9 protein-coding genes are annotated in these 9,954 nt (G+C 55.5%); 3 read left to right on the top strand and 6 right to left on the bottom strand.

The genetic code is table 11. From position 1 onward, the window contains the following. Positions 1–347: 347 nt before the first annotated feature. Entirely contained in the window at positions 348–1,391 is a 1,044-nt protein-coding gene (nadA, locus tag V6944_RS19660; RefSeq protein ID WP_333500174.1) for a quinolinate synthase NadA, read from the top strand. Positions 1,392–1,414: 23 nt separating this feature from the next. Next, positions 1,415–2,134, top strand: a complete 720-nt coding sequence (gene pnuC, locus V6944_RS19655; RefSeq protein WP_333500173.1) for a nicotinamide riboside transporter PnuC — start codon at positions 1,415–1,417, stop codon at positions 2,132–2,134. Here the strand turns inward: pnuC and zitB are convergent. Further along, positions 2,131–3,075, bottom strand: coding sequence for a CDF family zinc transporter ZitB (zitB, locus tag V6944_RS19650; protein WP_333500172.1), 945 nt, complete (start codon positions 3,073–3,075; stop codon positions 2,131–2,133). The genes pnuC and zitB overlap by 4 nt on opposite strands. A gap of 333 nt (positions 3,076–3,408) precedes the next feature. On the opposite strand from zitB, the gene aroG reads away from it, so the two are divergent. After that, complete coding sequence (gene aroG / locus V6944_RS19645; protein ID WP_185666733.1) at positions 3,409–4,461, top strand: 3-deoxy-7-phosphoheptulonate synthase AroG; 1,053 nt, start codon at positions 3,409–3,411, stop codon at positions 4,459–4,461. Between the two features lie 146 nt (positions 4,462–4,607). On the opposite strand, the gene gpmA is transcribed toward aroG, so the two are convergent. From gpmA to galE, 5 genes are all read right to left on the bottom strand, one after another. After that, positions 4,608–5,360, bottom strand: coding sequence for a 2,3-diphosphoglycerate-dependent phosphoglycerate mutase (gpmA, locus tag V6944_RS19640; protein ID WP_035892201.1), 753 nt, complete (start codon positions 5,358–5,360; stop codon positions 4,608–4,610). Positions 5,361–5,650: 290 nt separating this feature from the next. Further along, on the bottom strand, positions 5,651–6,691 hold the full coding sequence (galM, locus tag V6944_RS19635) for a galactose-1-epimerase (RefSeq protein WP_333500171.1): 1,041 nt from the start codon (positions 6,689–6,691) through the stop codon (positions 5,651–5,653). Further along, the gene (gene galK / locus V6944_RS19630; RefSeq protein WP_333500170.1) at positions 6,685–7,833 is read right to left on the bottom strand and encodes a galactokinase; all 1,149 of its coding nucleotides are present in this window, start codon (positions 7,831–7,833) and stop codon (positions 6,685–6,687) included. Before galK ends, galM begins: the two co-directional genes overlap by 7 nt. Before the next feature lie 2 nt (positions 7,834–7,835). Beyond that, positions 7,836–8,882: a galactose-1-phosphate uridylyltransferase gene (gene galT / locus V6944_RS19625; RefSeq protein WP_333500169.1), complete on the bottom strand. Its 1,047-nt coding sequence runs from the start codon at positions 8,880–8,882 to the stop codon at positions 7,836–7,838. Between the two features lie 10 nt (positions 8,883–8,892). Further along, positions 8,893–9,909 carry a UDP-glucose 4-epimerase GalE gene (galE, locus tag V6944_RS19620; protein ID WP_333500168.1) on the bottom strand — a complete coding sequence of 339 codons (1,017 nt, stop codon included), beginning with the start codon at positions 9,907–9,909 and terminating at the stop codon, positions 8,893–8,895. Positions 9,910–9,954: the final 45 nt, after the last annotated feature.

Here is a 9,954-nt window from a genome sequence, read left to right as displayed (position 1 = left end):
GAGCAGTTGACTTTTAATCAATTGGTCGCAGGTTCGAATCCTGCACGACCCACCAGTGTAAAAAGGCGCCCTAAAGGCGCCTTTTTGCTATCTGCGATTTGATACCTGTCTTAATTTAAATTTTAGAGCCTTCCCGGCGTCGCTGACGCTCGTCCGGGCTACGTTTGTGCTTGCCGTAGCCCGGACGAGGTGCAACGCGCCGACTCCGGGGAAGGGCGTAAAATTCACCACGACTTTTCTCATGGAATCGGCTATCTTGTTTAGCATATAAAACATATTGCCGTGGTAACGGCGAATCTTCGCCGAATAACCGTTTATTTCGTTAAGCCAGTAAAACGAGAAGCCTGATGAGCGTGATGTTTGACCCAGAAGCCGCAATTTACCCGTTCCCGCCGAAGCCTGTGCCGCTAAGTCTTGATGAGAAGCAATTTTATCGCGAGAAAATCAAGCGGTTGCTAAAGGAACGTGATGCCGTCATGGTGGCACACTACTACACCGATCCCGAAATCCAACAGCTGGCGGAGGAGACTGGTGGCTGTATTTCTGATTCATTGGAGATGGCGCGCTTCGGGGCAAAACACTCTGCCTCAACGCTTCTGGTGGCAGGCGTTCGTTTTATGGGCGAAACCGCGAAAATCCTCAGCCCGGAAAAAACGGTTCTGATGCCGACGCTGAACGCCGAGTGCTCGCTCGACCTTGGCTGTCCTATTGATGAGTTCAATGCTTTCTGTGATGCCCATCCTGATCGCACCGTGGTGGTCTATGCCAATACTTCGGCGGCGGTAAAAGCACGCGCCGACTGGGTGGTGACCTCAAGCATTGCCGTTGAGCTTATCGAACATCTCGATAGCCTGGGTGAGAAAATCATCTGGGCGCCGGACCGCCATCTGGGCCGCTACGTGCAAAAGCAGACCGGTGCGGATGTGCTGTGCTGGCAGGGTGCATGTATCGTCCACGACGAGTTTAAAACCCAGGCATTGAGCCGTATGAAATCGCTGTACCCGCAGGCGGCAGTACTGGTACACCCGGAGTCCTCGCAGGCGATTGTTGATATGGCCGATGCCGTCGGTTCAACCAGCCAGTTGATTAATGCCGCCAAAACGCTGCCGCACCAGCAGCTTATTGTGGCAACCGATCGCGGCATCTTCTACAAAATGCAGCAGGCCGTGCCGGATAAAGAGCTGTTCGAAGCGCCAACCGCCGGTGAAGGGGCAACCTGCCGCACCTGTGCACACTGCCCGTGGATGGCGATGAACGGCCTGAAGGCCATCGCTGAAGGTTTGGAGAACGGCGGCCATGCCCATGAGATCCACGTCGATGAACAACTGCGTCAGGGTGCGCTGGTTCCGTTGAACCGGATGCTGGAGTTTGCGGCTACACTACGAGGGTAAACCTCTAACGCACTGGAGTTAAAATGGATTTCTTTAGTACGCAAAACATTCTGGTTCATATACCGCTGGGCGCGGGAGGCTACGACCTCTCATGGATAGAAGCGGTAGGGACGGTTGCCGGGCTACTCTGCATCTGGCTGGCCAGCCTCGAAAAGATCGTGAACTACCTGTTTGGCCTGATTAACGTCACGCTGTTTGCGATTATCTTTTTCCAGATTCAGCTCTACGCTAGCCTGTTGTTGCAGCTATTTTTCTTTGCAGCCAACCTCTACGGTTGGTACGCGTGGTCGCGGCAGACCAGCCAGAATGAAGCTGAGCTGCAAATTCGCTGGCTGCCATTGCCAAAAGCGCTGAGCTGGCTGGCGGCATGCGTGGTGGCGATTGCGCTGATGACGCTCTACATCGATCCTGTTTTCGCCGTGCTCACGCGGGTGGCAGTTAACGTAATGCAGGGAATGAGCATGAACGTGGTGATGCCGACGCTACAGCCTGATGCGTTCCCGTTCTGGGACTCAAGTATGATGGTGCTGTCGATTGCCGCGATGGTGCTGATGACCCGCAAATACGTCGAGAACTGGCTGCTGTGGGTGGTTATCAATGTTATCAGCGTGGCGATTTTTGCCCTGCAAGGGGTTTACGCCATGGCGCTGGAATATCTGATCCTGACCTTCATCGCGCTCAACGGCAGCCGGATGTGGATGAATAGCGCACGTGAACGAGGTTCTCGCGCGCTGTCCCATTAATGATGGTGATGATGCCCGTGCTCGGAATGCGCCTCGTTAAGGTGGCATTCCGGGCCGCTACAGGGCTGGTATTCCATCTGCACCGTCGCGTGGTCAATTTGGTAGTGCTCTTCGAGAAAATGATGAATGCGATCCAGCAGCGCATCGTGATCGTGCGGTGGCACCACTTGAACGTGCAGCGTTATCAGCGGTTTTTCGCCGACCAGCCAGACGTGTACGTGGTGTACATCGCGCACTTCAGGTAGTGAGCGGCGCATATTACGCTTTAACGCCGCCACGTCGATTGACTGCGGCGCGCCCTCCAGCAGTTCGTTCATACTCTCTTTCAGCAGCGACCAGGCGCTACGCAGCACCAGGCAGGAGACCAACACCGAGAGAATCGGGTCGATAGGCGTCCAGCCGGTGGTCATGATCACCACCGCCGCCACAATCGCACCCACTGAACCCAGTAAATCGCCCATCACATGCAGCGCTGCTGCGCGCACGTTGAGGTTTTTCTCTTCGCTACCGCGATGCAAAATCCAGAAAGCCAGAACATTTGCCAGCAGGCCGGCGACCGCAATGACCATCATGGTGACGCCTGCCACCGGCTGCGGATGATAGAAGCGCTGCACGGCCTCCCAGACAATCAGGATGATGATAAACAGCAGGGCGATGGCGTTGACGAAGGCGGCAAGGGTGGTCAGACGCAGCCAGCCGAAGGTATGACGCCCGCTCGGTGGCCGACTGGCAAAGCGCACGGCCAGCAGCGCGAACAATAACGCGGCTGAATCGGTCAGCATATGCCCGGCATCGGCGAGCAACGCCAGCGAACCGGAGACAACCCCGCCAATCGCCTCGACGACCATAAAACCCGCGGTTACCCCAAAAGCCAGCAATAAACGACGGGCGTTACCATCATTCTGCGTAGTGTGCGAGTGTGAATCATGCCTATGCGCCATGACGCTCATCCTTCCCTATTTGAGTGTGACTATCTGACATCATTGCAGATCTTTGTATTTTCCGCACAGAAATACGCAACGAAATCCCACGGGCAAAAATAGCGCGTAATGCGGCAAGTGATATTGAAATATATTGTTTTTAATCTAATTTGCAGATTATTAAGTTGTTGATTGCGGTTATGACGCGGGTGATTTGCTATTAAATTCTAAATTGTAGGGTTTTTTTAGTTATTATTCGGCTAAAGTGTAAAAGCCAGTTTACACTTTTTGACTGACGATATAGATTGAAGGGATTGCACTCAATCATATAAGTATGGCAACACTGGAACAGTCATGAATTATCAGAACGACGATTTACGCATTAAAGAGATCAACGAGTTATTACCTCCTGTAGCACTCCTTGAAAAATTCCCAGCCACTGAAAATGCCGCAAATACGGTGTCTCATGCCCGTAAAGCGATCCATCAGATCCTGAAGGGAGATGACGATCGTCTGCTGGTGGTGATTGGTCCTTGCTCGATCCACGATCCGGCTGCTGCCAAAGAGTATGCGCAGCGCCTGCTGAAAATTCGTGAAGAGTTGCAGGGCGAGCTGGAAATCGTCATGCGCGTCTATTTTGAAAAGCCGCGCACCACCGTTGGCTGGAAAGGGCTGATTAACGATCCGCATATGGATAACAGCTTCCAGATTAACGACGGCCTGCGTATTGCACGTAAGCTGCTGCTGGATATTAACGATACTGGCCTGCCAGCGGCGGGCGAGTTCCTGGATATGATCACCCCGCAGTACCTGGCTGACCTCATGAGCTGGGGCGCGATTGGTGCGCGTACCACCGAATCCCAGGTTCACCGTGAGCTGGCGTCTGGCCTCTCTTGCCCAGTCGGTTTCAAAAACGGTACCGACGGCACGATTAAAGTGGCCATTGATGCCATCAATGCTGCCGGTGCGCCGCACTGTTTCCTGTCCGTCACCAAATGGGGTCACTCCGCGATTGTGAACACCAGCGGTAACGGCGATTGCCATATCATCCTGCGCGGCGGTAAAGAGCCAAACTATAGCGCCTCCCACGTGGCGGCAGTGAAGGAAGGCCTGGCGAAAGCAGGCCTGCCGGCGCAAATCATGATTGATTTCAGCCACGCTAACTCCAGCAAGCAGTTTAAAAAGCAGATGGAAGTGGGCACTGACGTTTGCAACCAGATTGCCAACGGCGAGAAAGCCATTATGGGCGTGATGATTGAAAGCCACCTGGTGGAAGGTAATCAGAACCCGGACAGCGGTGAACCGCTGGTGTATGGCAAGAGCATCACCGATGCCTGCATTAACTGGGAAGATACCGATACTGTCCTGCGTCAGTTAGCGAACGCGGTTAAGGCACGCCGCGGTTAATTTGTTCCCCGGGGTCGGTGCTGTGCACCTCGCCCGGGCTACTTTCTAAACGTAGCCCGGCCAAGCGAATCGCCGCCGGGAACACCGCAGAAATAAAAAAAGCGTGGAATATTCCACGCTTTTTTCTTTTTACCGTTCAGCGAAAATTATTTCGCTTTACCCTGGTTTGCTACGGCTGCCGCTTTCGCAGCGATTTCGTCAGCGTTACCCAGATAGTAATGTTTGATTGGCTTGAAGTTCTCGTCGAATTCATACACCAGCGGTACGCCAGTAGGGATGTTCAGTTCGAGGATTTCGTCTTCGCCCATGTTGTCCAGGTATTTCACCAGCGCACGCAGGGAGTTACCGTGAGCGGCGATGATCACGCGCTCACCGCTTTTCAGGCGTGGCAGAATGGTTTCATTCCAGTATGGAACAACGCGTTCGATGGTCAGCGCCAGGCTTTCGGTGGTTGGCAGCTCTTTATCGGTCAGCTTCGCGTAGCGCGGGTCGTGACCCGGGTAGCGCTCGTCATCTTTGGTCAGCTCTGGTGGGGTGACCGCGAAGCCGCGACGCCACTGTTTAACCTGCTCGTCACCGTATTTTTCAGCGGTTTCCGCTTTGTTCAGCCCCTGCAGCGCACCGTAGTGACGCTCGTTCAGCTTCCAGGATTTCTCAACCGGCAGCCAGGCCTGATCCAGTTCATCCAGCACGTTCCACAGAGTGTGGATGGCACGTTTCAGCACGGAGGTATAAGCAAAATCAAAGCTGAAGCCTTCAGCCTTCAGCAGTTTACCTGCCGCTTTTGCTTCGCTAACGCCTTTCTCAGACAGATCAACGTCGTACCAACCGGTGAAGCGGTTTTCGTTGTTCCACTGACTTTCACCGTGACGAACCAGTACCAGCTTAGTTACAGCCATACTCTCACTCCTCAAGCTTTATTGAATGATAACAATTCTCATTATATTGCCGCGATAGGCTCGACGGCAACGCTTATGCATAACCATAGCGAAAATAGTGTCCCAGTGTAAGGTGCATGTGAACCAGGCGTTATGATTTTGTCTTTGCATGGCGTAATTTTCAGCGATATGCCTAAAACTTCGACGAGACAGAGAAGAGGAAGGGAGTCGCCCGGCCGAGCGGAGCGAGGCCGGGGAACCCCCGGAGTCGGTGCTATCGCACCTCGTCCGGGCTACGGTAAGCCACGTGATTATAATGCGGTAAACTGATATTCCGTCAGGCTGACGTACTCTTCGCCTGGGCGCAGCATGCAGTCCGGCTGCGGCCACTCCGGATGGTTCGGACTATCCGGCAGGAACTCGCTTTCCAGCGCCAGGCCTTGCCAGGCGGCGTAAGGCTGCGGGCTGCGGGACAGCGTGCCGTCCAGGTAATTACCGGAGTAGAACTGAATGGCCGGTGCGGAGGTATAGACCGTCATTTGCAGTTTTTCATCCTGGGACCAGACATAGCCTACTGGCTGAGTCGCATCGCCTTTTGCCTGAAGCAGGAAAGCGTGGTCGTAGCCTTTCACTTTCTTCTGGTCATCGTCGCTCAGAAAATCCTGCGCCACGGTTTTTGGCTCACGGAAATCGAAGCTGGTGTTCGCAACGTCTTTCAGCCCATCGCGCGGGATCCCACTCTCATCAACCGGCAGATAAGCATCTGCCAGCAGTTGAAGTTTGTGGTTGCGCACATCGGTCTGAGCGCCATCGAGGTTGAAATAGACGTGGTTCGTCAGGTTCACCGGACAGGTTTTATCGACAGTTGCGCGATACTCAATGGAGATGCGGTTATCTTCGGTCAGGCGATAGATAGCCGTCGCCTGAAGTTCGCCTGGATAGCCCTGGTCGCCATCAGGCGAGGTAAGGGTGAAAACGGCCTCCGTTGGGTTCTGCGAGGCAATCGCCCAGCGGCGTTTGTCGAAGCCTTCAGGCCCGCCGTGCAGTTGGTTTTTGCCCTGGCTTGGCGCGAGTTCAACCGTCTGCCCATCGAGCAGATAGCGGCTGTTGGCGATGCGGTTGGCGTAACGGCCAATCGATGCGCCGAGGAACGCCGCCTGCTCGGTGTACTGTTCCGGCGACGCGCAGCCCAGCAGCGCTTCACGTACGCTGCCGTCTTTCATTGGGATGCGCGCAGATAGCAGCGTTGCACCCCAGTCCATTAACGTCACCACCACGCCATTGGCGTTGCGTAACGTAATCAGTCGATACGGCTGGCCATCTGCCGCCAGCGCTGGCGTTTCTCTTAGCACTGTCCTGCTCCTTGTGACGGTTTGCAGACGTAGAACGTCTCTTTAATGCCCGTTTTGGCTTCGTACTGTTCGGCCACGGCCTGTTTCACCGCAGGCACCAGCGTTTCTGGGATCAGCGCGACGATGCAGCCGCCGAAGCCGCCGCCGGTCATGCGCACGCCGCCCTGGTCACCGATGGTCGCTTTCACGATATCGACCAGCGTATCAATTTGCGGCACGGTGATTTCGAAATCGTCGCGCATGGAGGCGTGGGATTCCGCCATCAGCTGGCCCATGCGCAGCAGATCGCCTTTTTCCAGTGCCGCCGCTGCTTCAACGGTGCGGGCGTTCTCGGTCAGTACGTGACGTACGCGCTTCGCGACAATCGGGTCCAGTTCATGAGCGACGGCGTTGAATTCATTAATGGTCACATCACGCAGCGCCGGGCGCTGGAAGAAGCGCGCACCGGTTTCACACTGCTCGCGGCGGGTGTTGTACTCGCTGCCGACCAGAGTACGTTTAAAGTTGCTGTTGATGATTACCACCGCAACGCCTTCCGGCATGGAGACGGCTTTGGTGCCAAGCGAACGGCAGTCGATCAGCAGCGCATGGTCTTTCTTGCCGAGCGCGGAGATCAGCTGATCCATAATGCCGCAGTTACAGCCGACAAACTGGTTTTCCGCTTCCTGACCGTTCAGCGCAATTTGCGCGCCGTCCAGCGGCAGATGATACAGCTGCTGGAAGACGGTACCGACTGCGACTTCCAGAGAGGCGGATGAGCTCAGGCCCGCGCCCTGCGGTACGTTGCCGCTGATAACGAGGTCCGCGCCGCCAAAGGCGTTATTGCGTTTTTGCAGATGTTTCACCACGCCGCGCACATAGTTGGACCACTGCTGGGTATCGTGGCTAACGATCGGCGCATCGAGAGAGAACTCGTCGCTCTGATTATCGTAGTCGGCAGCAATCACGCGCACCAGACGGTCATCACGTGGTGAACAGCTGATCACCGTCTGGTAATCGATGGCGCACGGCAGGACAAAGCCGTCGTTGTAGTCGGTGTGTTCACCAATCAGGTTAACGCGGCCCGGAGCCTGAATGACGTGGGTAGCAGGGTAGCCGAATTTCTCAGCGAACAGGGTTTGGGTTTTATCTTTCAGACTCATTGTTATTCTCCGGACTCGCGAAAGTGGATGTCGCTGACCGCACGCAGGCGTTCAGCCGCTTGTTCTGCCGTCAGGTCGCGCTGGGTCTCTGCCAGCATTTCATAACCAACCATAAATTTGCGCACGGTAGCGGAGCGCAGCAGCGGTGGATAGAAATGGGCATGCAACTGCCAGTGTGCATTTTCTTCGCCGTTGAACGGTGCGCCGTGCCAGCCCATCGAGTAGGGGAAGGAGCACTGGAACAGGTTGTCGTAACGGCTGGTCAGTTTTTTCAGCGCCAGCGCTAAATCGTCGCGCTGTGCCTCGGTTAAATCAGTAATCCGCAGCACGTGCGCTTTTGGCAGCAGCAGCGTTTCGAACGGCCACGCCGCCCAGTACGGCACCACCGCCAGCCAGTGCTCGGTTTCTACCACCGTCCGGCTGCCGTCTGCCAGTTCACGGTTAACGTAATCAACCAGCATCGGCGATTTCTGCTCGGCGTAGTACTCGCGCATCAGGCGGTCTTCACGCTCGATTTCATTCGGCAGGAAGCTGTTGGCCCAGACTTGTCCGTGCGGGTGCGGGTTGGAGCAGCCCATCGCTGCGCCTTTGTTTTCGAACACCTGTACCCACGGATACTGCTGACCGAGTTCAGCGGTTTGCTCCTGCCAGGTTTTCACCACGGCTTGCAGCGCATCGACGCTCAGCTCCGGCAGCGTTTTGCTGTGGTCCGGTGAGAAGCAAATCACCCGGCTGGTGCCGCGTGCGCTCTGGCAGCGCATCAGCGGATCGTCGCTTTCCGGCGCGTCCGGCGTGTCGGTCATCAGCGCAGCAAAGTCATTGGTAAAAACGTATGTGCTGGTGTAGTCGGGGTTTTTATCGCCCGTCACCCGAGTATTACCCGGGCATAAAAAACAATCCGGATCGTGCGTGGGCAGCGTCTGTTTTGCTGGTGTCTCTTGCGCCCCTTGCCATGGGCGCTTTGCACGATGCGGTGATACAAGGATCCATTGGCCGGTTAACGGATTAAAACGGCGGTGTGGATGGTCGACGGGGTTAAATTGCGTCATGACAAAATCCTTAGTCTGGATATCCCTGAGGATGACGGGACTGCCAGTTCCAGGTGTCCTGCGCCATTTCGTCAAGGTTACGGGTTACGCGCCAGTTCAGCTCGTTGTCGGCTTTGGTCGCATCGGCCCAGTAGGCCGGAAGATCGCCGTCGCGACGTGGAGCAAAATGGTAGTTAATCGATTTGCCGCAGGCTTTGCTGAACGCGTTAACCACGTCCAGCACGCTGCTGCCGACGCCTGCACCCAGGTTGTAAATATGCACGCCGGCTTTGTTCGCCAGTTTTTCCATCGCGGCAACGTGGCCATCAGCGAGATCCATCACATGGATGTAGTCGCGTACGCCGGTGCCGTCAGGGGTTGGGTAGTCATTACCGAAAATAGCCAGCGACTCGCGGCGGCCCACGGCGACCTGCGCAATATACGGCATCAGGTTGTTCGGGATGCCCTGCGGGTCTTCCCCCATATCGCCGGACTGATGTGCACCCACCGGGTTGAAGTAGCGCAGCAGCGCAATGCTCCATTCCGGCTGCGCTTTTTGCAGGTCGGTCAGGATCTGTTCAACCATCAGTTTGCTCTTGCCGTACGGGCTCTGTGGCGTACCGGTAGGGAAGCTTTCGACGTAAGGGATTTTCGGCTGATCGCCATAGACAGTTGCGGAGGAGCTGAAGATGAAGTTTTTGACGTTGGCGGTGCGCATCGCGGCAACCAAACGCAGGGTACCGTTGACGTTGTTGTCATAGTACTCCAGCGGCTTTTGCACCGACTCGCCCACGGCCTTCAGGCCAGCGAAGTGAATCACCGCTTCAATGGCGTGATCTTTGAGGATCTCAACCATCAGCGCTTCGTTACGAATATCACCTTCGACGAAACTCGGCTGCTTGCCGCCCAGGCGGGCAATGACCGGTACGACGCTGTGCTTGCTGTTGCACAGGTTATCGAGGATGACGACATCGTGGCCTTGTTGCAGCAGTTGCACACATGTGTGACTTCCTATGTAACCGCTACCACCTGTAACCAATACTTTCATTTTTAGCTCCGTTAAGCTTATGGCATGGAATAACCTTAGCATAAC

Source organism: Kluyvera sp. CHPC 1.2972 (assembly GCF_036759925.1).
Classification (GTDB): Bacteria; Pseudomonadota; Gammaproteobacteria; order Enterobacterales; family Enterobacteriaceae; genus Kluyvera.
This window is presented reverse-complemented; position numbering and strand designations above follow the sequence as displayed.